The sequence below is a fragment of the Alcaligenes sp. PF14 genome, assembly GCF_037150615.1.
Lineage (GTDB): Bacteria > Pseudomonadota > Gammaproteobacteria > Burkholderiales > Burkholderiaceae_B > Alcaligenes > Alcaligenes phenolicus.
The window spans coordinates 451,775-473,680 of sequence record NZ_JBAGRS010000003.1 but is presented as its reverse complement, the minus strand read 5'-3'; the positions used below and the strand labels follow the sequence as shown (position 1 = coordinate 473,680).

Genomic DNA, 21,906 nt, shown 5'->3' with positions numbered 1-21,906 from the left:
ACGATTGCAATTGCAACTAAAAAATAAATTCCTGGGGGAAAGAACGATGAGTCGCTCCGACACGGATCTGTGGTTTTCCTTTGTGCGCGCGCACCGCAGCATCCTGAAAGAAATCGAACGCAGACTGGCTACCGAAAAGTTGCCACCCTATGCCTGGTACGACGTGTTGTGGGGACTGGAAAGCGGACCGGAGGGGACCCGTCGCATGCATGAGCTGGCCGATCGACTGGTCATAGAACGCTATAACCTGACGCGACTGATCGACCGGCTGGAAGCCCAGGGGCTGGTCCAGCGCAGTCGTTCCTCGGAAGATGGTCGGGCCGCCTTTGCCAGCATCACGGATGAAGGCCGGGCCTTGCGCAAACAGATGTGGCAGATCTACCAAAGCGCTGTGCAGGAGCTGTTTCTGTCGGCCTTTTCCGATCAGGAACAAACGCAGTTTGCACACGGGCTGGATCAGGCTGCCCGACAAGCGCGGCAATCCTCCAACACCTAGATGTGTCTAACTGATACCTGAGGCTCACGCTTGTAAGAGGCGCTGGGCTATTATTTAGCAATGAAAGAAATCTTCGCACTTCTCGATTTCGGGGGTTATATCGCCTTGCTCCTGTGGGGTATCCACATGGTGCAAAGCGGTGTGCAACGCGCCTTTGGTGCTGAGCTGGGCGTCTGGATGGGCCATGCCCTGGGCCGCCCCCGCCGCGCCTTTTTTGCGGGTGCGGCCATTACCGCCGCCATTCAAAGCAGTACCGCCACCGGACTGATGATTACCAGCTTTGCCGCCACTGGCATGGTTGCCCTGGTTCCAGCCCTGGCCGCCATGCTGGGCGCCAATGTGGGCACGACGCTGATCGTGCAACTGCTGTCCTTCAAAATGACCGCGCTGGCCCCGGCCCTGATTCTTCTGGGCGTCTGGCTGTTCCGCTCGCAGGAGCCTGGACGCCGTCGTGACCTGGGTCGCGTCTTTATTGGTCTGGGCCTCTTGCTGCTGTCCCTGCATGAACTGGTGGGCTTGTTCTCCCCCATTCAGGACGCCCCCCTGCTGCAAACCATTCTGGAAGCGCTGGCAGGCAGTCCCATGACGGGCATGCTGCTGGCCGCTCTGCTGACCTGGGCCGCACACTCCAGTGTGGCCATTGTGGTGCTGATCATCTCGCTGGCCAGTCACCAGCATATGGACCCGCAACTGACCTACGCATTGGTGCTGGGTGCCAATGTGGGTACCGCCATCAACCCGATTCTGGAAGGGGCTGGCGGCTCCAAGGACCCAGCCAACAAACGTCTGCCCATCGGCAACTTGGGCACACGTGTGTTTGGTTGTCTGGTCGGCATGATTTTGCTGCCCTGGATTCCGGATTTGATGAGCTGGTTCACCAATGATCCAGCTCGTGCTGTGGCCAACTTCCATACCTTCTTCAACCTGGCCGTGGCAGCCTTGTTCCTGCCTTTACTCAAACCCTATTCGCGTCTGCTGAGCCGTTATCTGCCCCGCCGCACCGACCCGGATGATCCCGGCCTGCCCTTGTATCTGGACCAGTCCGCTCAGGAAGTGCCTGCCGTGGCCTTGGGCAATGCAGCGCGTGAGGCGTTACGTCTGTCCGATATGCTGCAGGAAATCCTGGATACGGCTCGCCAGAACATGCTGAACAATAGCGCCCAAAGCATTAACCATGCGCGCTATATCAGCAATGCCGTCAACCGTCTGGAGCCGCTGATCACCACTTATCTGGCCAGTATGGACCAGGAAAACCTCAGCAAGAAGGATACCCGTCGTCTGAACGATATTCTGACGTTCTCCACCAATATCTCGCACGCCGCCACGATCAGCGTCAATGGCTTGCTCAGCCACACGGCCAAGCTGCGTAAACAAGGCTGGATACTGCAATCGGAAGAACAGGCCGAAATCGGCAAAGTCATGGACAGGCTGATTCGCAACCAGCGTCAGGCAGCAGCCCTGTTTGTGGCCGAAGATGTAAAAACCGCCCGCTTCCTGGCCTTTGAAAAAGACTTCTTCCGCGAACTGGAAGTGGCGGCGGGAGACCGTCATATTCGCAAGATCAAGGCCGGTCAGCTGGACTCCGCCGAGCAGGGCTCCTTGTACCTGGAGATTTTGCGCGACGTGCGTACCATCAACTCCTATCTGGTCAGCGCCGCCGCCTATCCAATTCTGGCCAAGCACGACGAGTTGCTGCCCAACCGAGTGCGCTCCAACGAGGAATAAACAGACTGCAGCCAGGCGGTGAAAACAAGCCGCTCTGCTACTTAAAAAAAAGGCGACCATCAGGTCGCCTTTTCCTTTAGCTTGCCAGGAAGCCTTAGTGAGCCTGTTCCCAGTTATCACCCACGCCGACTTCAGCCACCAGCGGCACATCCAGCTTGGCTACATTGCACATCAAGCCCGGCAGGTTTTCACGCAGAACATCCAGCTCGTCTTCGGGTACATCGAATACCAGCTCGTCATGTACCTGCATCACCATCTGCGTGCGCAGCCCTTTTTCTTCCAGCCAGCGCTGCACAGCCACCATGGCCATCTTGATCAGGTCGGCCGACGTGCCCTGCATTGGCGCGTTAATGGCGGCACGCTCTGCACCGGCCATGCGTGGCCCTTTCGCACCCTTCAGTTCAGGTAGCCACAGACGGCGACCGAACACGGTTTCCACATAACCCTGCTCATGCGCCTGCGCTTTGATGCGCGTCATGTAGCTGGCCACGCCAGGATAGCGGGCGAAGTAGCGATCAATATAGGCACGGGCTGCATCACGAGTAATGCCCAGATTGCTGGCCAGACCAAATTCGCCCATGCCGTAGATCAGACCAAAGTTGATCGCCTTGGCCGCACGACGCTGGTCCGAGCTGACGTCCTTGGCATCCACACCGAAGATCTCGGCAGCGGTTGCCGTGTGCACGTCCCCACCCTGCTCAAACACCTGCTGCAGATTCTCGTCGCCCGATACATGGGCCATGACGCGCAATTCGATCTGGGAATAGTCAGCCGACACCACTTTGCCCAGTTCAGACACGAAAGCGGCGCGAACACGGCGGCCTTCTGCGGTACGCACAGGAATGTTCTGCAAGTTGGGATCGGAGGAAGCCAGACGTCCGGTAATGACGGCAGCCTGTGCATAACGGGTATGCACACGGCCACTGTCCGGATTTACCATTTTGGGCAGTTTGTCCGTGTAGGTGGACTTGAGTTTGGCCAGACCACGGTACTCCAGCAGTACCTGCGGCAAGGGGTAATCCTGAGCCAAACGGGTCAGCACATCCTCATCGGTAGAGGGAGCACCGCTGGCGGTTTTACGAACCACCGGAATACCCAGCTTGCCGAACAGAATCTCGCCCACTTGCTTGGGGGAGTTCATATTGAAAGGTTGGTCGGCCAGTTCGTAAGCCTTGTTTTCCAGTTCCAGCATTTTCTGGCCCAGCTCGTGGCTTTGGCGCGCCAGAGTAGGCACATCAATCTTGACGCCATTGCGCTCCACAATGGTCAGCACGTCCGACGCCTGCACTTCCAGCAAATAGATACGCTCCAGCCCCTCTTCCTTGGCTACTTGAGGGCGCAGGCACTGATGCAGACGCAAGGTGTAATCCGCGTCTTCACAAGCGTATTGCGAGGCCACAGGAATATCCACCTCGTCAAAGCCGATCTGCTTGGCCCCCTTGCCGCAAATATCCTCGTAAGAGGCGCCTTTCAGACCCAGCCATTGCAAGGCCAGCTCTTCCATGCCGACACGCTTGTGCGATTGCAGAACATAAGCCTGCAACATGGTGTCCTCGCGAATACCGCGCAGGCTGACTTTTTCATTCAGCAGGACATGGGTATCGTATTTGGCGTTATGCAGGACCTTGGCCGCCTCTGCGCTTTCCAACCAGGGGCGCAGCGTTTCCAAGACATAGTCTTTATCCAGCTGTTCTACATCCAGCGAGCCACGATGAGCCACCGGCACATAAAAAGCCTGCCCCGCCTTGACCGACACCGACAGGCCCACCAGACGCGCTATCAAGGGGTCCAGGGAGGTGGTTTCAGTATCCAAGGCCACCAGCTCGGCTTTTTCCAGCAGGCTTAGCAGGGTCTGTAGTTGTTCTTTCGTCGTGACGGTCTGGTAATCCAGCTCGGCAGGCGCAGCAGGTGTTTCAGCCTCGACACGGGCATCCTGGGCGGGAACGCGTTTGGGATCATCCGTCAATTCACGCAACCAGCTGCGGAAACCGAAGGTCTCGTAGATATCCTGCAACACGGCGTTGTCGCGGGGCTCTGGCTCCAGCGCCTCGAAATCCCCCGTAAACCCAGGCACTTCGCAATCAAGTTTGACGGTGACCAATTTGCGCGTCATTTCAAAGTTGGAACTGAAGTCGCGCAGATTCTGGCCGGCCACCCCCTTGATTTTGTCGGCATGCTGCAACAGTTCATCCAGACTGCCATATTCGCCCAACCACTTGGCAGCCGTCTTGGGCCCCACCTTGGGAACGCCGGGAATATTGTCCGAGGTGTCGCCAATCAACATCAAATAATCGATAATCTGATCTGGGCGTACCCCATACTTGCTGGTAACGCCTTCTACATCCAGCTTTTCGTTACTCATGGTGTTGACCAGCTGCACATGCTCATTGACCAGTTGGGCCAGGTCCTTGTCCCCAGTAGACACCACGGTCTCGATGCCATTTTCTGCCGCCAGACGGGAAAGCGTGCCGATGATATCGTCGGCCTCTACGCCAGGCTGACAAATCAGATGCCAGCCCATGGCGCGTACCGCTTTATGAATAGGCTCTATTTGCACCGCCATATCTTCGGGCATGGAGGGCCGGTTAGCCTTGTATTGATCGTACAGATCGTCCCGGAATGTGCGGCCTTTGGCATCAAATACGCATACCATATAGTCCGCTTGATAATCCTGTAGCAGACGGCGCAGCATATTGATGACCCCGTACAAGGCGCCTGTGGGCTGGCCTTGCGCGTTTCGCAGATCGGGCATCGCATGGTACGCTCGGTACAGATAGCTGGAACCATCAACGAGCAACAAGGTTTTTTTCATGTCTAACAATAAAATCGTCCGTTTACCGGCCTCTGAGCAGATTCCTACCATCATGAAGGAGCTGCAAACTGCGGTCGATACATTAAAAGAAATGGGTGCTGGCGTTAGTGTTTTCGGCAGCGCACGCATCAAACCCGGTCATCCTTACTACGAACTGGCCCAGGAACTGGGCCGTCGTCTGGCCGAAGCGGGCGTCACCCTGATTGCTGGCGGTGGCCCTGGCCTGATGGAAGCCTCCAATAAAGGCGCGTACGAAGCAGGCGGGCAAAGTATTGGCCTGAATATACGCTTGCCTCACGAAACCACCAACAACCCTTACCAGACACAAAGTCTGCAGTTCGAGTACTTCTACTCGCGCAAGGCCACCTTTTTCATGCACAGCTGGGCCTACATTGCCCTGCCTGGCGGTTTCGGTACCCTGGACGAGCTGTTTGAAGTCATGACCCTGGTTCAAACAGGCAAAGTCCCACCCGCACCCATTGTACTGATCGGCACTTCCTTTTGGTCCGGCCTGATCGAATGGATTGGTGACCAATTGATGGAGATGGGCCTGATTGGTCCGAAAGACCTGAATTTGCTGGTCCTGACCGACGATCTGGACGAGGTCATGGGCTACATCAACCAGTGCTGCGTACTGCCTAGGACGGAACCCGCATTGCCCCAGTAAGGCGTACGGGTTAAATTTGCAGTCTTTCTTCGGCCCTCCATCAGCAGGGCCGAATTTGTATTGAATGCCACAAGCTAGTCGATATTTGCCGGAGTCCTCCACATGAACAAAATGCTTGCCCGCCTCCTGATGGTGGCTTTTTGCAGTGCCTTGGTGCCCGCTGCTGCCCATGCAGCCGGGCCGTCCGAAATCCGTTTTGCCACTGAAGCGGGTTATCCCCCCTTCGAGTTTCTGGACCCCAGTGGCGAGCTGCAAGGCTTTGACATCGACATCGGCAACGAAATCTGTAAGCGCCTGCAAGCCAAGTGCGTGTGGATCGATCAGTCCTTTGACAGCTTGATCCCCGGCCTGCAAGCCCGCAAATTCGATCTGGCCAATTCCACCATGACCGCCACCGAGGCACGCGCCAAGGTGATCGACTTTAGCGAGCCCATGTATATCGTGCCGGTTCGCCTGGCCGCCCGCAAAGGCAGCGGTCTGGAGCCCACCGCCGAATCCCTGAAAGGCAAGCGTGTCGGTGTGCAGCAAGGCACCACCATGGAAACCTATGCGCGCCAGAACTGGGCCAACAACGGTGTCACCATCGTGGCTTACCCCAGCTACACCGACGCCTTCAATGACCTGGCCGGTGGCCGCGTGGACGCCACCTTCCAGGAAGCCCAGAACGCCGTTGAAGGCTTTTTGACCAAGCCTGCCGGTGCCGACTTTGAGCTGACTGGCAGCACCGTGGACGACAGCCCTATCCTGAACGAACCTATCGCCATGGGTATTCGCAAGGGCAACAAGAAACTCAAGAAAACTGTTGATGAAGTTCTGCGTGAAATGAAGGCCGATGGCACCATGCAGACCTTTGCCGACAAATACTTCCAAAAAGAAAACATTCGCATCGCGCCCTGACCTGGATACCTGAACCATGTTGCTTTACGGTTATGGGCCGCAGTTGCTGGTCGGCACCTGGGAAACCATCAAACTGGCCGTGCTCTCGCTGCTGGTTTCCCTGGTGCTGGGTCTGGTCGCTGCCCTGATGAAACTGTCCCGCACCTCGCTGCTGCGATGGGTGGGCGGTTTGTACACCACCTTGATCCGGGGCGTCCCGGATCTGGTGCTTTTGATGTTGTTCTTTTTCAGCTTGCAAATCTGGTTGAACGAACTGACTGACTGGCTGGAATGGGACATGATCGAGATCGATCCCTTCGGAGCCGGTGTGGTCACGCTGGGCTTTATTTATGGTGCTTACTTCGCCGAAACCTTCCGCGGCGCCCTGATGGCCATCCCCAAGGGCCAGATGGAAGCGGGCAAAGCCTGTGGCTGGAGCGCCTGGCAAGTTCTGCATCGCATCCAGATTCCTCAGATGATGCGCTACGCCCTGCCCGGACTGGGCAATAACTGGCAGATCCTGCTCAAATCCACCGCGCTGGTGTCCCTGATCGGCCTGAGCGATGTGGTCAAGATTGCGCAAAATGCCGGTAACGCGACCTTCAACTCCTTCCTCTTTGTGGGCATCACTGCCCTGATCTATCTGGGCCTGACCGCCGTCAGCAATATTGGACTGGGCTACCTGGAACGACGCTACAACATTGGCGTGAAAGGAGCACAGTTCTAATGGATGTTCTGAACGAATTCTGGCGCGCCTATCTGTACCAAAGCAATGGTCAGCTCTCGGGTCTGGCCATGACACTTTGGCTGCTGGTGATCTCGGTTGCCATCGGCTTTTTCCTGTCGATTTTCATGGCCATTGGCCGTGTCTCGGGCAAGGCCTGGCTATCGCGCCCTATTGGTGCCTTCACCTACTTTTTCCGTGGCACTCCCTTGTACGTGCAGATCCTTTTGATCTACACCGCCATGTACAAGCTGGCCATCGTCAAATCCGTACCTGCATTGGAAGCCTTCTTCATGAGTGGCTTCAATTGCATGATTCTGGCACTGACCTTGAACACTGTTGGCTACACCACCGAGATTTTTGCCGGAGCCATCCGCTCCATGCCTCCCGGTGAAGTGGAGTCGGCCCGTGCGTATGGCATGTCCGGCTGGACCTTGTACCGCCGCGTGATTCTGCCGCAAGCCCTGCGTCGTGTGCTGCCTGCTTACAGCAATGAAGTGGTGCTGATGCTGCATGCCACCTCGCTGGCTTTTACCGCTACCGTTCCTGACCTGCTCAAGATCGCGCGCGATGCCAATGCGGCCACCTACCAAACCTTTACCTCCTACGGGATTGCTGCACTGATTTACCTGTGCGTGTCCTTCATTCTGGTGGGCATTTTCCGTATCGTGGAAAAGCGCCAAATGGCATTTTTGAATCACTGAACGCTGAGGTGCTGAACAAGAAAAAAGGGCCGCTTTCACAAGCCGCCCTTTTTTCTTTAGCGATACAGCTACCGTATCAATCCCCCATATGGTCCAGGTTCTGATAACGCATCTGACGCCCCATCACACCGGCCATCATCAGAAAGAACGTCAGGCCACGTCGCACTTCCGGCTCCTTAGCCAGGCGTATAAGCCCCATCAGGGTCGGGGTGGTCTCCGTAGCTCTCACCTGGTCCGCAGCCATACGTGCGGCGTTTCCAACCGACCAGGCAGCCCCTACACCCTCCTCAAAGCCCTTCATGAGCTTTTCAAGCATATAGTCGTCGCTCATATCGACCAGATCGGCCAGCAGGGACACCGCATCCACCACCCGATTCAAACGACCACCGGCCAGCAAAGGTTCGATCTTGCCGATCAGTTCATCCAGGCCCTTGATGCCCGGATCCTCTCCAAGCAGGCTTTCCAGGGCGGAAGGGGACTTCTGAGCAGCGCCCGCATCACCGGGATTCAAGGATTTATCCGATACCGAATTCATCTGTCTCTCCTGAATTAGACCAAGCCACGGGCCACGGCCCAGTAAATACCCCGGTTAAAACCCTTGCGCAGCAGTCCACCCAGTTTGGTGGGCGGCGTAGGATGCACATCCTCCTTGTAGTCGTACCAGAGGGGCATACCGCCCTCCAGACCCATTTGGGCTACCGCCACCACACGGCCATCGTATTCGTCGCTGGTGCGCCCAAATCGCAACTCTGAGGCCAGGTTGTTGACCACCACGGGCGATTGGTTATGGCAGGAGCCGCCCGCTTTACTGATAGGCAGGTCCACCGTGTCACCCAGCACGTATACATTGTCCAGCCCCAGCACCTTCATGGTTTGGTGATCAGTGGGGACCCAGCCTTCGTTGTCGGCGGCTTGAGAAATCCCCGAGTCACGCACAGCAGGCACCGCCGTAATGGGAGGAGTCGCCATCAGGAGGTCGAACGGCTCTTCTGCGCCTTCTTCGGAATAGGCAATCTTGCGTTCAGGGTCTACACGGCTCAGGGTGAAACCGCGTTGATGCTTGATGTCCCGATCCTCAAAAATGGGCGGCAAGACCTGACAAACCTCATTCTGCATGAACAGACAATTACGCAAAAGCTGGGAGGTCGTGGGATAGGTATAAGCAATCTCCACCTTGTCGCGTACACCACGACGACGCAGGTACTCGTCCAGCATCAAGGTTGTTTCTACTGGGGCAATACCGCACTGGTGAGGGACGTTATGGGTTTTGGGGAAGGTGACCGTTACCAGTACGCGGCCTTTTTCCAACTTGCTCAGGCGGTCAGCCAGTTGACGCGCAGGAGCATGCTGATAGAAGTGATCACCGCCCTCTTTCAAACCTTCAATTTTTTCCGGAGAGGGCACGCAGCCCGTAGACAGCACCAGGTAGTCGTAATCAATCTTCTTGCCACTGGCGCAATGCAGGCGGCTGGCCTTGAAGTCAAAACCACTGACTTCCTCTAGCTGAAAATCAATTTCGGGGCGCAAAAGTGAAATTTGCGGACGTCGCAACTCGTCCCTGAAAAAAGCATCAAACGCCACGTACATAAAAGCGGGCTTGTAATAATGCCAGGGAGAGTTGGACAGCATGGTAATGCGGACTTTACCAGAGCGAATTTCCGGGTATAGCTTGGTCACTAAATGATTGGCGGTCATCGTACCGCCAATACCACCACCTACAATCACAATATGCTGCACCATCAGTATTCTCCTTAATGGGGGAAACTACGCACCGGCTCTTGCAATGAAAAAATCTTTTCAAAAACAAGAAGATGCCCAGCTACAACTGAGACTTTGCAAAGCGAGCTTGGTAATGTGTCCAGCCAGTTTGTATCAGGCGGGTATTAAGCAGAAATTAAAGCAACTCATCAGACTCAATAAGCCACTTAATCAATTTTATTTATCCCACACCCTTTCTTGAATTTAAAAATCAAGCTGGGGTGCTTATGCATACACCCCAGCTTTTTAATACCGCGTTCTAAATCCGGCTGACGCCAACCATAGTAAGACAAAAAAAACGCCTGCATCAAGCAGGCGTTTTCTCGTATCGCTAAACCCGAAAAATTAACTTTCGCGTTGGCTGCGACGGCGCTCGTGTTCTTTCAGGTAACGCTTGCGCAGGCGAATGGACTTGGGAGTCACTTCAACCAGCTCGTCGTCATCCAGGAAGTCCACGGCGTATTCAAGAGTCAGACGAATAGGTGGAACCAGATCAATGTGCTCGTCCTTGCCGGAAGCACGCACGTTGGTCAGTTTCTTTTCCTTGATGGGGTTAACCACCAGGTCGTTGTCGCGGCTGTGAATACCGATGATCATGCCTTCGTACAGAGCATCACCCGGGGACACGAACATGCGACCACGATCCTGCAGCTTCCACAAGGCGTAGGCCACGGCATCACCGTCGTCCTGGCTGATCAGCACGCCGTTACGACGCTCGCCAACCGTGCCTTCGCGCATGGGGCGGAACTCGTCAAAGGTGTGGCTCATCAAGCCGGTACCGCGTGTCAGCGTCATGAACTCGCCCTGGAAACCGATCAGGCCACGGGCGGGAATACGGTACTCCAGACGTGTACGACCACGGCCGTCAGCAACCATATCCTGCAAGTCACCACGACGGCGACCCAGCTCTTCCATTACGCCGCCTTGGTGGCCGTCTTCGACGTCCACGGTCAGCTGCTCGTAGGGCTCCATCTTGACGCCGTTCTCTTCACGAATCAGCACGCGTGGACGCGACACGGCCATTTCATAGCCCTCGCGACGCATGTTTTCGATCAGAATGGTCAGGTGCAACTCACCGCGACCGCACACTTCAAATACGGTGTCGTCGTCGGTTTCGTTAACACGCAAAGCCACGTTGGACTTCAATTCACGGTCCAGGCGATCACGCAACTGACGGCTGGTCACGAACTTGCCTTCACGGCCTGCCAGAGGCGAGGTGTTCACCATGAAGTTCATGGTCAGCGTAGGCTCGTCAATGCGCAGCAAAGGCAGAGCTTCCTGGTGAGCAGGATCGGTCACCGTGCAACCAATGCCCAGCTCTTCAATACCGTTGATCAGCACGATGTCGCCGGCTTCAGCTTCATCTACCGATACACGCTCCAGGCCCTTGAACTTCAGAACCTGATTGATACGGCCTTTGATGACTTCGCCATCAGGACCAAATTTCACGACCACGTCCTGGGCAGCGCGCACGCGGCCACGGTTCACACGGCCTACACCGATCTTGCCCACGTAGGAGCTGTAGTCCAGCGAACAGATCTGCAACTGCAACGGTGCGTTGACGTCGTCCTCACGCTGGGGCACATGCTCCAGGATAGCGTCGAACAAAGGACGCATATCGCCTTCACGCACGTCTTCGGTCAAACCGGCGTAGCCCGACAGACCCGATGCGTAAATGATGGGGAAATCCAGCTGTTCGTCGGTCGCGCCCAGTTTGTCGAACAAGTCGAACGTGGCGTTGATCGCGAAGTCAGGACGGGCGCCGGGACGGTCAACCTTGTTGACCACCACAATCGGACGCAGACCTAGTTCCAGAGCTTTGCGAGTCACAAAGCGGGTTTGAGGCATGGGGCCTTCAACCGCATCCACCAGCAACAACACGCCGTCAACCATGGACAGCACGCGTTCGACCTCACCACCGAAGTCAGCGTGACCGGGGGTGTCGATAATGTTGATGTGGGTGCCTTCGTACTCAACGGCACAATTCTTCGCCAGAATGGTAATACCGCGTTCTTTCTCGATATCGCCCGAGTCCATGACACGTTCGGAGATATGTTCGTTGTCACGGAACGTACCTGCCTGTCTCAACAATTGATCGACCAGGGTGGTCTTCCCGTGGTCAACGTGGGCAATAATGGCCACATTGCGCAATGCGCGTCTCATAACTCATCCTTCTGATTGAAGTTTTTTGGGCAAAATCTCGGTAGGCAAGCTCTCGATGGCCAGCAAGGCCGACATCGGGTCTTCCATCGCCTGCAACCCGTCCAGGGTGTAGGCGTCGTCGATATGAAAAGGTCCTAATTCTGTCCGGCGCAAGGCCGTCAGATGGGCAAAACACCCCAGAGCACGTCCAATGTCTTGCGCCAGGGTCCGGATATAGGTTCCCTTGCTGCAACGTACAAACAAACGCGCCGATTGCGGCGTAAAGTCTTGCACCTGCAAATCGTGAATCACGAGATGTCGTGCTTCACGTTCCAGCTCTATACCCTGACGGGCATATTCATACAGGGGCTTGCCATCGCGCTTGAGCGCGGAATACATGGGCGGCACCTGGGTAATGGGTCCTCGGAAAGCAGGTAGAACTGCCTCCAGCGCCTCGAGGGTGACACCGGCAAAATCTGCCGGAGCCTGGGACACCACATTGCCGGTCAAGTCACCTGAATCGGTTTCCTGCCCAAACTGCAAGGTAGCTTCATAGGCTTTGTCTGCTTCCAGCATCGTGGCGGAAATCTTGGTAGCCCGGCCAAAACAGCAAACCAGCAGGCCCGTTGCAAACGGGTCCAGGGTTCCAGTATGGCCAGCTTTGCGGGCATCCAGAGTGCGGCGGGCACGCTGCAAAGCGTGGTTGCTGGACATTCCGTCGGACTTGTCCAGTAGCAGCACACCATCAATCAACTGCCCGCGTTTTCGCGTAGCCATCGTGTGTCAATCCGTGAAGAAACAACAGCCGCGTCAGGGCTGTTCGTCTGGCTCGTCCGATTTGGAAGCAGAGCCAGTCAATTCGCTATCGGCCTGGTTGGCGCTGTCGATGAGCTTGGAGAGCTCCATGCCGCGTTCCAACTGTCGGTCGTGATGAAAATGCAGAGTAGGAACCGTGTGGATGTGCAGCAGCTTGAACAACAGCGAGTGCAACCAACCGGCCTTCTCGGTCAAAGCCGCCTGAGCGACTTCAGGCTCGGCGCCCAGCACCGAGTAATACACTTTGGCGTGTGCGTAGTCTGGAGACAGCTCCACGCCGGTCAAGGTAATCAGACCAGCGCGGGTCATGTCGATCTCGCGCTGGATCAGGACCGCCAGATCCTTCTGGATCTGGTCGGCCAGGCGCAGGTTGCGCCCCGGGTTTGGTTTGGACTTGTGTCGTGCCATAAATTACAGTGTCCGGGCGATCTCTTTGATCTCGAAGATCTCAAGCTGGTCGCCCACTTGGATGTCGTTGTTGCCACGCAGCGTGATACCGCAATCGAAGCCGGAACGCACTTCCTTGACGTCGTCCTTGAAGCGGCGCAGGGAATCCAGGTAGCCACTCCAGTGCACGACGTTGTTGCGCAGCAAGCGAACTTGCGAATCGCGACGGACCACGCCTTCGGTAACCATACAACCGGCGATATTACCAATACGCGACACGTTGTAGACTTCGCGGATTTCAACCATACCGATGACTTCTTCGCGCTGCTCGGGAGCCAGCATGCCGGACAGGGCTGCTTTGACCTCGTCAACCGCATCGTAAATGATGTTGTAGTAACGCAGATCAATGCCGTTGGCTTCAGCCAGTTTCTTGGCGCTTTGCTCGGCACGGACGTTAAAGCCGATCACTACCGCGTTGGATGCAATCGCCAGGTTGACGTCGCTCTCGGAGATGCCACCCACGGCGGCGTGTACAACCACCACACGCACTTCGTCGGTAGACAGCTTGACCAGCGACTGTACCAGCGCTTCTTGCGAGCCCTGAACGTCGGTCTTGATGATGAGCGACAGGGTTTGCATGCCTTCGCCCAGATTGTCGAACATGGACTCCAGCTTGGCGGCCTGTTGACGCGACAGTTTCACATCACGGAACTTGCCTTGACGGAACAGTGCGATCTCACGAGCTTTACGTTCGTCAGCCATCACAACCAGTTCATCACCCGCAGCGGGCACTTCAGTCAGACCCTGGATTTCTACAGGAATCGACGGACCAGCCGAATTCAGCGACTTGCCGGTTTCGTTCAGCATGGCGCGAACGCGACCGAAGGAGGCACCGACCAGCACGCTGTCACCACGGTTCAAGGTACCGCTTTGAACCAGGATGGTGGCCACAGGACCGCGACCCTTGTCCAGACGGGCTTCAATAACCGTACCCTTGGCAGGTGCGTCAACCGGAGCTTTCAACTCCAGCATTTCGGCCTGCAACAGCACGTTTTCCAGCAATTCGTCGATGCCCTGGCCGGTCTTGGCCGACACAGGAATAAAGGGCACATCGCCACCGTATTCTTCAGGCACCACTTCTTCGGCTACCAGTTCCTGCTTGACGCGCTCTGGATTAGCTTCAGGTTTATCAATCTTGTTGATCGCCACTACCAGCGGCACACCAGCGGCACGAGCATGGTGAATGGCTTCACGGGTCTGGGGCATCACACCGTCATCGGAGGCCACCACCAGAATCACCACGTCAGTGGCTTTGGTACCGCGGGCACGCATGGCCGTAAAGGCTTCGTGACCGGGAGTGTCCAGGAACGTAGCCGTGCCGCGTTCTGTCTTGACGTTGTACGCACCGATGTGCTGGGTAATACCACCGGCCTCGCCCGAGGCGATCTTGGCGCGACGGATGTAGTCCAGCAGCGAAGTCTTACCGTGGTCAACGTGACCCATGACAGTTACCACTGGAGCACGGGGCTTCAGTTCGGCGTCGTTCTGAGCATCGGTATCGACCAGGAAGGCTTCAGGATCGTCCAGCTTGGCAGCAATCGCCTTGTGACCCAGCTCTTCGACCAGAATCATGGCTGTTTCCTGATCCAGAACCTGGTTGATGGTAACCATCTGACCCAGCTTCATCAGGTGCTTGATCACCTCGGCAGCCTTGACGGCCATCCGGTGAGCCAGATCGCTGACCGAAATGGTTTCCGGCACGTGCACTTCACGGGCAATGAATTCTGCCACTTGCGGTTCACGGCGCTCGGCCTGAGCGTTGCGGCCACCACGACCACCCTTGCCACGACCTGCCTTGGCATTGGCTTTCCAGCCTTCACGACCACCACCGGCACCGGCGGAAGCCACATCAGCCTTGGAAGGCTGCTTCTTGCGGCTGGCATCGCTGGTCCAGCCAGGGGTGCTGTCAGTCTTGACGGGTTTGCCCGGGGCCTTCTCGGTCTTGGAGCCTTTGGCGTCTTTCTTCTGAGCGCCCTTGGCACCTGCCTTGCTATCAGCCTCTGGCTCGGGAGCACGCAAGACCTTACGAGGACGGTTCAACATATCGCGCAACGCAGCGGCTTCGGCCTCTGCGGCCTTACGGGCGCGATCACGATCCTGGTCTTGCTCCACATCGGCGGCAACAGGAGGAATCACCGGGCCACGCACTGCACGGCGCTGACCAGTAGCAGCCATATCCCGAGGTTTTCCAGTCGAAGTGGGCGTTTTAGTCCCTTGAGGGTGCTGATTTTTATTCACAGAGTTAGCTTGACGGGCGTCGTTTACAGATTTAGTAGGTTCCACGGGCTTTTCTTGGGCCGTAGGAGAGGGAGCCGATTCGGCCTTTTCCTGAACAGGCGCTGCCGCAGCTTCGGATGGCTCCGTTGCAGCAGGTGCTTGTTCCTGAGGCTGAGGCTCGGGTTTCTTTGTATCTTCCTGAGCAGCCTCAACGGGCTGTGCAGGAGCAGCAGGTTCGGGCGCAGGCTCGGCAACAGGAGTCGGCTCGGGAGCAGCGACCACTTCGGGCTCAGGCTCTGGCTTGGGCTCAGGCTTGGACTCGACAGGGGCTTGCTCTTTCACAGGAGCTTCAGGAGTTGCTGCCACAGGATCTACGGGCTTGCTGACAGGCGCGGCAGGCGCCTGTTCAACAGCCGGTTTTTCCTGACTGGCCGCCTGGGCCTGAGCAGCTTGCTCCTTTGCATTTTCCTGTGCCAATGCCGCATTGGCTTCTGCCACCAGCTCGGAGGGATCACGCTTTACAAACACGCGTTTTTTGCGTGTTTCCACCTGAATCGTGCGGGAGCGACCCGATCCGTCATCCTGACGGATCTCCGATGTTTGACGGCGAGTCAGGGTGATCTTGTTGCCTTCCTGACTGCCGTGCGAGCGGCGCAACGATTCAAGCAGCTTCGCCTTATCCGAATCAGTGATGGCGTCATCAACTGATTTGAGCTCAATACCTGCGCTACGCAACTGCTCCAGCAGAACATTCGCAGGCATTTTCAGTTCTTGAGCGAACTGGGCGACAGTGTTACTCGACATTCGACTCTCTCTTGCTTTACTACAACTATTCTTAATGAATACAACGCGCGGGACCTAGCTAGACATATCAGGCCTCGTCGTCAAACCAGTGGGCACGGGCACGCATGATCAGTTCGCTGGCCGCATCTTGCGCCAGGCCGGTCATCTCGGACAGTTCGTCCGTTGCCAGTTCCGCCAGTTCATCCAGCGTTGTAATCTCGTTTTCGGCCAGTACGGCGATCAGCTCAGGCGTCATGCCCTCGACTCCTGCCAGTTCCTTGACCGCGGTCTGTACCAATTCTTCCTTGGCGATGGCCTCGCTCAGCAGCGCATTGCGGGCGCGGGCACGCAGCTCGTTGACGGTTTCTTCGTCAAAGGCTTCGATGTCCTGCAATTCCTGCAGAGGCACATAAGCGATTTCTTCCAGACCGGTAAACCCTTCGTCGATCAGAATATCGGCCACGGCTTCGTCCACATCCAGACGGGACATGAAGGTAGCACGCAATTCTTCGCGCTCTTCGTCCTGACGGTTGCGGCTTTCTTCCGGTGTCATGATGTTGATCTGCCAGCCCGTCAATTCCGATGCCAGACGCACGTTCTGACCACGCGAACCAATCGCCTTGGGCAGGTTTTCCTCGTCTACCACCACATCCATGGCGTGCTTGTCTTCGTCCACCAGAATGGATTCGACGTGTGCCGGTGCCAGAGCACCGATCACGAATTCGGCCGGATCATCGGCCCACAACACGATATCGACCTGCTCGCCGCCCAGTTCGTTACGCACCGCAGTAACGCGCGAACCTCGCATGCCCACACAAGTACCGATAGGATCGATACGCTTGTCGTAAGCAATAACAGCGATCTTGGCGCGCACACCCGCATCACGGGCAGCGGCCTTGATTTCCAGCAGGCCCTGTTCGATCTCGGGTACTTCGTTCTCGAACAGTTCTTTAATGAATTCAGGTGCTGTACGCGACAAGATGACCTGCTGGCCACGTGCTGCGTAGTCCACCTTCTGTACCCAGGCGCGGACACGGTCGCCCACGCGGATATTTTCCTTGGGGATCATTTCCGAACGAGGCAAACGTGCTTCGATCTTGCCCATTTCGATAATGGCATCGCCCTTGTCCATGCGCTTGACCGTACCGGAAACGATGGTCTCACCACGCTCCAGGAAGTCGTTGAGCACTTGCTCGCGCTCGGCATCACGGATTTTTTGCAGGATGGCCTGCTTGGCAGCCTGGGCACCGATACGGCCAAACTCGATAGGCTCGAGTGGCTCTTCGATGTAATCGTCCACTTGCAGCTCGGGATCGATCTCCTGGGCGTCCGACAGCATCTCCTGCTTGTCGGGCTCTTGCAGACCGGCCTCGTCGGGCACGACCAGCCAGCGCCGGAAGCCTTCGTGGGCGCCGGTTTCCCTGTCGATTTCCACACGGATATCGACATCTTCCTTGAAGCGCTTTTTCATGGCCGAGGCCAAGGCGCTCTCGAGCGCGGTGAACACGACATCACGCGCTACGGATTTTTCACGCGCCAGCGCATCGACCAGCAATAGAATTTCGCGACTCATCGCTTCTTACCCTTGAAATCAAGAACGGGATCCAATTTGGCACGATCCACCTGGTCATAGGTGAATTCGACCTGCGTCAGCTTGCCCGATGCTTCGTCCAGTTCCAGCCTAAAAACGGTATCCAGCGGAACACTAGCCGGTAGCGCCCCTTCAGGAGCGTGGAGCGTACCCACAAACACTTTCCGATTGTCGAGCGCCTCGTGCAGGCGCACCTGCACCCGACTGCCCGCAAAGCGCACGTAATCGCCAATACGCAACAAGGGGCGATCTATCCCCGGCGAGGCCACTTCCATGCGCTTGTAATCCACGTTTTCCACTTCGAAAACGCGTGATAATTGTTTAGACACCCATTCACAGTGTTCGATACGCACCCCTTCCGGGTGATCGATGACGATGCGTAACAAGCCTAGCGGCGCACGCTCCACGTCCACCAGTTCGTACTCGGTACCCGCCAGGGTCTCTTGTGCCAAAGCTAGAATGTCTGCCATAAAATCCAAAAAAAATGGGCTGTACGCCAGCCCATGGTCACCATGCACGCTTGAGAATCAAGCGGGCCCTGGTCTTGCGCATTGCCAACGTCAAATCGGGATAGTTGCAGGCGCAACCGAACCGGATGATCCACGCGGTCTTTGCCTTGAAAGACCGCCCTATTCGCTGGCGCGCAGCATCAAAAAAGACCCAGCCGACACAAACGTCTCTGAGCCAAGTTCTATATTCTACCAGAAAACCGGAAAATACGTGCATTCACACGGCCTTACAGGCCCAAACCGCGGGGTTCGGGCCACAAACTCAAAGTCCGTGCGTCCTGGCTTTACCGGCGCCCGCGTCCCAGGTGGGATTCATGGGCCGCCGAGCTGGCTGGTTGCCAGTCATCATCACGACGGCTGACACGGCGCACCACCGTTGTTTTCTTCACATGAGCCTTGGGCGTTTGCCCGGCTCCGGCACGATCGGACGCGCCGCGACGGGCCGAAGGCGCACGTCCTTCCTGAGCACCGCGAGCGTGACCACCACGGGCCTGATCACCACGCCCCTGCTCACCGCGCGCCTGGTCGCCACGCACTGGACGGCGGCCATTTTGCACACGCGCACCTTCCTGCGAACGCCCCTCGCGACTGCGACCTTCATGCGCGCGTCCTTCCGAAGAACGACCTTCCGCCGAACGACCGCGTTGCTGGCCACCACGTACACCCTGACCGCTACGTGGAGCACCACGCCCTTGACCACCGTGTTCACGACGGCCACCATCAGGATGGCCATTGGCCAGACCACCGCTAATGAACAAGGCACCGCTGACGGATTCGTTTACACGCACATTATTTGAGGAGCGACCGCGACCTGCCACACGACCACCACGCCCCATGCGAGCACCACTCAGACCGTTGTGCTCCAGCGTACCGAAACCGGGAGGCAAAGCGCTGTCGTGGGACAGAGGTTGACGTTCGCGACGCTGGTGGGTGCCTTCGTCATCCGATTCTTTCACCAGCCCCAGGCGCAGCATGAATGCCATCACCACATCAGCATCCAATTCTTCCCAACGGCCACGGCGCAGATTTTTAGGCAGACCCACATCCCCAAAACGGGTGCGAATCAGACGGCTGACCGTCACACCCATCGCTTCAAACATACGGCGCACTTCACGGTTACGGCCTTCATGAATAGTGACGCGATACCAACGGTTGCTGCCTTCGCCACCCAAAAATTCGATCATGCCGAACTTGGCCACACCGTCTTCCAACTGCACGCCATCGCGCATGGATTGCATTTGCTCTTCGCTCAGCTCACCCAGAACACGTACAGCATATTCACGCTCGGCACCGTAGCGCGGATGCATCATGCGGTTGGCAATATCACCCGATGTCGTGAAGATCAGCAAACCCTCGGTATTCAAATCCAGTCGACCGACCGACAACCACTTGCCCACTTTCAGGGAAGGCAGGCGACCAAACACGGTGGCACGGCCTTCGGGATCGTCGTGCGTGACAATTTCGCCAGCCGGCTTGTGATACAGAATCACGCGCGGAGGACGCTTGGTGTTGGCACGATTGATCAGTTGACCATTGATACGCACCTTGTCATCGGCACTGACACGCTGACCGATATGGGCAGGTTCGCCATTCACGGAGACACGACCTGCAACGATCAGTTCTTCCATATCGCGGCGCGAGCCGATACCGGCTTCAGCCAGCACCTTGTGCAATTTAGGCTGCACCAAGTCGCTGCCCATGTATTTACCCAGGCGCTGCGACAAACGACTTTGCTTGTCCAGATGGCTGAATGCGATGTCATCATCACCATCCAGAATCACAACCGGAGCGTCGTCAGCAGGGTTGGAGTAACGGGCGGCCTGGGTGTTGCCTGGTCGCTTGTTGGCGCCACCGCGTGTATCTGGACGACGACCAGCAGCCGCAGGTTTGCGTCGATTGTTTTGTGGGCGAGCTGGGCGGGCCTTGGCCTCACCAGGAGCGGCCGCCTGGACCTCTTCATTCTGACGGGGAGCCGACTCTTGCGTGGCATCGCCACGACGGCGGCGAAACGGCGTGCGCAGCTTGCGCCCCTGGCCCTTCGCGCGGGGATTCTTGGGGTCGGCCGCGCCAGAGGCGTCCGACATGGAGGCTGTGTTCGTCTCGTGCGAATCAGTCATTTTTAATCATTTACTCCAGAGTTTTTTATTTCGTCCGGTACCTGTATATCCGATAGGCCAGCCGCAGCCTGGGCCTCATCCACGGGGTCCGGTGTCGTATTCACTTCAGCTTGTTCGGTTTGTGGCAGCTCCGCTTCTGAAACTGCCTCAAGCAAATCGTCCTGACTGCCTGGCTCGGAATCCGGTTCGGACTCCAGCTCAAGCTGAGCAACAGAGGCCTGTAGCGGCTCCATGCTCACTTCCAAAGCAGCGTCTTGCTCTGCTTCTAGTTCTATTTCTTGCCCTGCTTCGGAACCAGTTTGCTGCCCTGCCACTTGCTCCTGGCTCTGATCCTGATGATCCCCGCCCTGCTGTTGATCTTGCTGTTGATCCTGTTGCTGATCCCGTTCTTGATCCAATTCTTTGTTCTGCTCCTGATCAGCCGACGCAGCTGCTTGCCCGTTTGGCAAGGAAGCCAAGGCATCCAGGGAGTCCAGAGTTTCAACCGAAGGCAACTCATCCAAAGAGCGCAGACCCAGATCATTCAGAAACTGACGGGTCGTTCCCAGCAATGCCGGACGTCCGGGCGCATCACGATAGCCCAGCACTTCAATCCAGCCCCGATCCTCCAGGGTACGCACAATTTGAGTCGATACGCTCACACCACGTATGTCCTCAATATCCCCACGGGTAACAGGTTGCCGCCAAGCAATAATCGCCAAGGTTTCCAGCACGGCCCGCGAATACTTGGGCGCGCGCTCCAGACTAAGACGGGACAAAAACACTTGCATGGCCGGGCGACTTTGAAAGCGCCAACCCGAGGCAACCTGAACCAATTCCAGGCCACGCTCTTTCCAATCCAATTGCAAGATAGCCAGATAACGGCGCAGATCATCCGCGCTCAGCGGCGGGGAGACAAACATTTTGCGCAACTCGGCGCTGTTCATGGGCTGCTGTGCACACAGCAAAGCCGTCTCCAGGACTCGGATTATTTCACTTTCAGTCACTGCTGGGAAGCCTCACTTTCTGGCGATACTTGCATAAAGCAAAAATTCCATGTTAGTATTTATCTTTTCCGGCGCGGGGTGGAGCAGCATGGTAGCTCGTCGGGCTCATAACCCGAAGGTCGTAGGTTCAAATCCTGCCCCCGCAACCATCACCCGGAACTGCTTAGCAGAATCAAACAAGCCAGCCAATTTGTGCTGGCTTTTTTGTTGCCCGCTATTTTGATCTGCAATCTTGCGCGCGGCGCAGCCCACAGTCAGAACACGCAGGCCAGCCATCAGCGCTATGGCAACAACCCCAGCCCAAGCAAAGGCCACCACAGCAGCCGCAGCACGCATCCGAATCACCATCGTCGCCATCATCGGGCCTTTTTGCATCGGGCCGGAAGCGCACGCAAGCCCGCCGCCCTGGCTCAAACCAGAAACAGCCGCTTTAAAAGCAATTAAAAATGTTGTGTAAGCACACATGCTGATGATGAGTATGTCCGCAAGCCCTATCGGACTGGATTTGAATTGGCGCTCCGGATTGGCGGAACGCG

General features: G+C 56.8%; 18 protein-coding genes and 1 tRNA gene. 8 read left to right on the top strand and 11 right to left on the bottom strand.

Going from position 1 to position 21,906, the window contains the following annotated elements:
* The first annotated feature begins 46 nt into the window (after positions 1 to 46).
* Positions 47 to 496 carry a MarR family winged helix-turn-helix transcriptional regulator gene (locus tag WFM49_RS09175; RefSeq protein WP_250756909.1) on the top strand — a complete coding sequence of 150 codons (450 nt, stop codon included), beginning with the start codon at positions 47 to 49 and terminating at the stop codon, positions 494 to 496.
* Positions 497 to 556: 60 nt separating this feature from the next.
* The gene (locus tag WFM49_RS09170) at positions 557 to 2,221 is read left to right on the top strand and encodes a Na/Pi cotransporter family protein (protein WP_026484327.1); all 1,665 of its coding nucleotides are present in this window, start codon (positions 557 to 559) and stop codon (positions 2,219 to 2,221) included.
* 94 nt (positions 2,222 to 2,315) lie between these two features.
* Here WFM49_RS09170 and polA read toward each other — a convergent pair whose 3' ends face one another.
* Complete coding sequence (gene polA, locus WFM49_RS09165; RefSeq protein ID WP_336972897.1) at positions 2,316 to 5,033, bottom strand: DNA polymerase I; 2,718 nt, start codon at positions 5,031 to 5,033, stop codon at positions 2,316 to 2,318.
* Between polA and WFM49_RS09160 the strand changes: the two genes are divergently transcribed.
* From WFM49_RS09160 to hisM, 4 genes are all read left to right on the top strand, one after another.
* Positions 5,032 to 5,700, top strand: a complete 669-nt coding sequence (locus tag WFM49_RS09160) for a TIGR00730 family Rossman fold protein (RefSeq protein ID WP_336972896.1) — start codon at positions 5,032 to 5,034, stop codon at positions 5,698 to 5,700. The two genes, polA and WFM49_RS09160, sit on opposite strands and share 2 nt — an antisense overlap.
* 102 nt (positions 5,701 to 5,802) lie before the next feature.
* Positions 5,803 to 6,597 carry an ABC transporter substrate-binding protein gene (locus tag WFM49_RS09155; protein ID WP_009457593.1) on the top strand — a complete coding sequence of 265 codons (795 nt, stop codon included), beginning with the start codon at positions 5,803 to 5,805 and terminating at the stop codon, positions 6,595 to 6,597.
* Positions 6,598 to 6,613: 16 nt separating this feature from the next.
* Entirely contained in the window at positions 6,614 to 7,303 is a 690-nt protein-coding gene (locus WFM49_RS09150) for an ABC transporter permease (RefSeq protein WP_009457595.1), read from the top strand.
* Positions 7,303 to 8,004, top strand: coding sequence for a histidine ABC transporter permease HisM (gene hisM / locus WFM49_RS09145; RefSeq protein WP_022983563.1), 702 nt, complete (start codon positions 7,303 to 7,305; stop codon positions 8,002 to 8,004). Before WFM49_RS09150 ends, hisM begins: the two co-directional genes overlap by 1 nt.
* A 76-nt stretch (positions 8,005 to 8,080) precedes the next feature.
* Here the strand turns inward: hisM and WFM49_RS09140 are convergent, their stop codons facing one another.
* The 10 genes from WFM49_RS09140 to scpB all read right to left on the bottom strand — a co-directional run bounded on the left by WFM49_RS09140 (position 8,081) and on the right by scpB (position 21,310).
* Positions 8,081 to 8,539, bottom strand: a complete 459-nt coding sequence (locus WFM49_RS09140; protein WP_009457599.1) for a DUF1641 domain-containing protein — start codon at positions 8,537 to 8,539, stop codon at positions 8,081 to 8,083.
* Between the two features lie 14 nt (positions 8,540 to 8,553).
* Complete coding sequence (locus tag WFM49_RS09135; RefSeq protein WP_035275100.1) at positions 8,554 to 9,744, bottom strand: NAD(P)/FAD-dependent oxidoreductase; 1,191 nt, start codon at positions 9,742 to 9,744, stop codon at positions 8,554 to 8,556.
* 363 nt (positions 9,745 to 10,107) lie between these two features.
* Positions 10,108 to 11,925, bottom strand: a complete 1,818-nt coding sequence (gene typA / locus WFM49_RS09130; RefSeq protein WP_009457601.1) for a translational GTPase TypA — start codon at positions 11,923 to 11,925, stop codon at positions 10,108 to 10,110.
* A 3-nt stretch (positions 11,926 to 11,928) separates the two neighbouring features.
* The gene (gene truB / locus WFM49_RS09125; RefSeq protein WP_022983561.1) at positions 11,929 to 12,681 is read right to left on the bottom strand and encodes a tRNA pseudouridine(55) synthase TruB; all 753 of its coding nucleotides are present in this window, start codon (positions 12,679 to 12,681) and stop codon (positions 11,929 to 11,931) included.
* A gap of 33 nt (positions 12,682 to 12,714) precedes the next feature.
* Positions 12,715 to 13,128: a 30S ribosome-binding factor RbfA gene (rbfA, locus tag WFM49_RS09120; RefSeq protein WP_009457603.1), complete on the bottom strand. Its 414-nt coding sequence runs from the start codon at positions 13,126 to 13,128 to the stop codon at positions 12,715 to 12,717.
* A gap of 3 nt (positions 13,129 to 13,131) precedes the next feature.
* Positions 13,132 to 16,188, bottom strand: coding sequence for a translation initiation factor IF-2 (infB, locus tag WFM49_RS09115; RefSeq protein WP_009457605.1), 3,057 nt, complete (start codon positions 16,186 to 16,188; stop codon positions 13,132 to 13,134).
* A 67-nt stretch (positions 16,189 to 16,255) separates the two neighbouring features.
* Complete coding sequence (gene nusA / locus WFM49_RS09110; RefSeq protein ID WP_026484319.1) at positions 16,256 to 17,740, bottom strand: transcription termination factor NusA; 1,485 nt, start codon at positions 17,738 to 17,740, stop codon at positions 16,256 to 16,258.
* The gene (gene rimP / locus WFM49_RS09105; protein WP_009457607.1) at positions 17,737 to 18,228 is read right to left on the bottom strand and encodes a ribosome maturation factor RimP; all 492 of its coding nucleotides are present in this window, start codon (positions 18,226 to 18,228) and stop codon (positions 17,737 to 17,739) included. The genes nusA and rimP overlap by 4 nt, the downstream gene beginning before the upstream one ends.
* A 323-nt stretch (positions 18,229 to 18,551) precedes the next feature.
* Positions 18,552 to 20,384, bottom strand: a complete 1,833-nt coding sequence (rluB, locus tag WFM49_RS09100) for a 23S rRNA pseudouridine(2605) synthase RluB (RefSeq protein ID WP_336972892.1) — start codon at positions 20,382 to 20,384, stop codon at positions 18,552 to 18,554.
* Positions 20,385 to 20,386: 2 nt separating this feature from the next.
* Positions 20,387 to 21,310: an SMC-Scp complex subunit ScpB gene (scpB, locus tag WFM49_RS09095; protein ID WP_442893030.1), complete on the bottom strand. Its 924-nt coding sequence runs from the start codon at positions 21,308 to 21,310 to the stop codon at positions 20,387 to 20,389.
* A 132-nt stretch (positions 21,311 to 21,442) separates the two neighbouring features.
* Between scpB and WFM49_RS09090 the strand changes: the two genes are divergently transcribed.
* A tRNA-Met gene (locus tag WFM49_RS09090) sits at positions 21,443 to 21,519 on the top strand.
* Positions 21,520 to 21,653: 134 nt separating this feature from the next.
* Complete coding sequence (locus tag WFM49_RS09085; protein WP_336972890.1) at positions 21,654 to 21,827, top strand: hypothetical protein; 174 nt, start codon at positions 21,654 to 21,656, stop codon at positions 21,825 to 21,827.
* Positions 21,828 to 21,906 lie beyond the last annotated feature (79 nt).

Bases quoted from the DNA above. Each gene is read 5' to 3' on its own strand.
- WFM49_RS09175 (WP_250756909.1), top strand. From the start codon at position 47: ATGAGTCGCTCCGACACGGATCTGTGGTTTTCCTTTGTGCGCGCGCAC.
- WFM49_RS09170 (WP_026484327.1), top strand. From the start codon at position 557: ATGAAAGAAATCTTCGCACTTCTCGATTTCGGGGGTTATATCGCCTTG.
- WFM49_RS09160 (WP_336972896.1), top strand. From the start codon at position 5,032: ATGTCTAACAATAAAATCGTCCGTTTACCGGCCTCTGAGCAGATTCCT.
- polA (WP_336972897.1), bottom strand. From the start codon at position 5,033: ATGAAAAAAACCTTGTTGCTCGTTGATGGTTCCAGCTATCTGTACCGA.
- WFM49_RS09155 (WP_009457593.1), top strand. From the start codon at position 5,803: ATGAACAAAATGCTTGCCCGCCTCCTGATGGTGGCTTTTTGCAGTGCC.
- WFM49_RS09150 (WP_009457595.1), top strand. From the start codon at position 6,614: ATGTTGCTTTACGGTTATGGGCCGCAGTTGCTGGTCGGCACCTGGGAA.
- hisM (WP_022983563.1), top strand. From the start codon at position 7,303: ATGGATGTTCTGAACGAATTCTGGCGCGCCTATCTGTACCAAAGCAAT.
- WFM49_RS09140 (WP_009457599.1), bottom strand. From the start codon at position 8,539: ATGAATTCGGTATCGGATAAATCCTTGAATCCCGGTGATGCGGGCGCT.
- WFM49_RS09135 (WP_035275100.1), bottom strand. From the start codon at position 9,744: ATGGTGCAGCATATTGTGATTGTAGGTGGTGGTATTGGCGGTACGATG.
- typA (WP_009457601.1), bottom strand. From the start codon at position 11,925: ATGAGACGCGCATTGCGCAATGTGGCCATTATTGCCCACGTTGACCAC.
- truB (WP_022983561.1), bottom strand. From the start codon at position 12,681: ATGGCTACGCGAAAACGCGGGCAGTTGATTGATGGTGTGCTGCTACTG.
- rbfA (WP_009457603.1), bottom strand. From the start codon at position 13,128: ATGGCACGACACAAGTCCAAACCAAACCCGGGGCGCAACCTGCGCCTG.
- infB (WP_009457605.1), bottom strand. From the start codon at position 16,188: ATGTCGAGTAACACTGTCGCCCAGTTCGCTCAAGAACTGAAAATGCCT.
- nusA (WP_026484319.1), bottom strand. From the start codon at position 17,740: ATGAGTCGCGAAATTCTATTGCTGGTCGATGCGCTGGCGCGTGAAAAA.
- rimP (WP_009457607.1), bottom strand. From the start codon at position 18,228: ATGGCAGACATTCTAGCTTTGGCACAAGAGACCCTGGCGGGTACCGAG.
- rluB (WP_336972892.1), bottom strand. From the start codon at position 20,384: ATGACTGATTCGCACGAGACGAACACAGCCTCCATGTCGGACGCCTCT.
- scpB (WP_442893030.1), bottom strand. From the start codon at position 21,310: ATGAACAGCGCCGAGTTGCGCAAAATGTTTGTCTCCCCGCCGCTGAGC.
- WFM49_RS09085 (WP_336972890.1), top strand. From the start codon at position 21,654: ATGGCAACAACCCCAGCCCAAGCAAAGGCCACCACAGCAGCCGCAGCA.